The 725-nt window shown below is 77.5% G+C and carries 1 protein-coding gene; it reads right to left on the bottom strand.

All coding sequences use genetic code 11. From position 1 onward, the window contains the following. Positions 1-4 precede the first annotated feature (4 nt). Positions 5-725 (bottom strand): HEAT repeat domain-containing protein (locus tag EF903_RS33335; protein WP_185902974.1); only part of this gene is annotated, 721 nt, incomplete at its 5' end.

Genomic DNA, 725 nt, shown 5'->3' with positions numbered 1-725 from the left:
CCCCCTACCTCCGCAGCCACCCCCGCCGCTTCGTGCGTTCCCCTGTGGCGTGGAAAGCCGCGTACGTGCGGGCCGCGTGGCGCAGAGCCGGTTCCCAGTCCGACGACAGTGATTCCGCCGCCTGCCTCGCAGCCGTGCCGCCCTGGATCAGCAGGAGTCGGAATGCCGCTCGGCGGGTGTGGAGCGGCTGTTTGGGTGTGCAGCGGGACAGCAGGTGCGCGGTGTCCAGCACTTCAGCCACCGGGCGGAGGCTGAGGCCCGCTTCGCGGGCCGCCGCGGGGGAGGGGTCGTCCAGGAGGGCGAGCAGCGCGCTGCGGTCGGGGTCGGCGCCCAGGCGGCGGAGCCCGGCCACCGCGGCGGCGCGCACGGCGCCGGAGGGGTGGTCGAGGAGGCCCTGCAGGAGGGGGACGTCCTCGGTGCGGCCGCTTTCGGCGAGGCCGGCCACGGCGTGCGGGGAGCACCCGGACGGGTCGGAGGCCAGGCGGCGGTAGTGGTCGTGCGGGTCGCCGCCGTCCTGGGCGGTGAGCCAGCGCGCGCAGGCCCGTACGAGCGGGGAGCGGTCGGCCAGGTGGGACACGCCCTCAGCGGTGCGGCCGGCCCGGCGCAGGGCGGTGACGCCGGCGGCGCGGACGGTCGGGAGGGGGCTGCCGATGAGGAGGTCCACGGCCTGGTCCCGCTCGGCCTCGGCCTCGTCGTCGCCCCTGTCGCCCCTGTCGGCCCTGTCG

The sequence above is a fragment of the Streptomyces sp. WAC05292 genome (assembly GCF_003949955.1).
GTDB lineage: Bacteria > Actinomycetota > Actinomycetes > Streptomycetales > Streptomycetaceae > Streptomyces > Streptomyces globosus.
The sequence above is the reverse complement of the archived record's forward strand: the minus strand, read 5'-3'. Positions and strand labels throughout refer to the sequence as shown.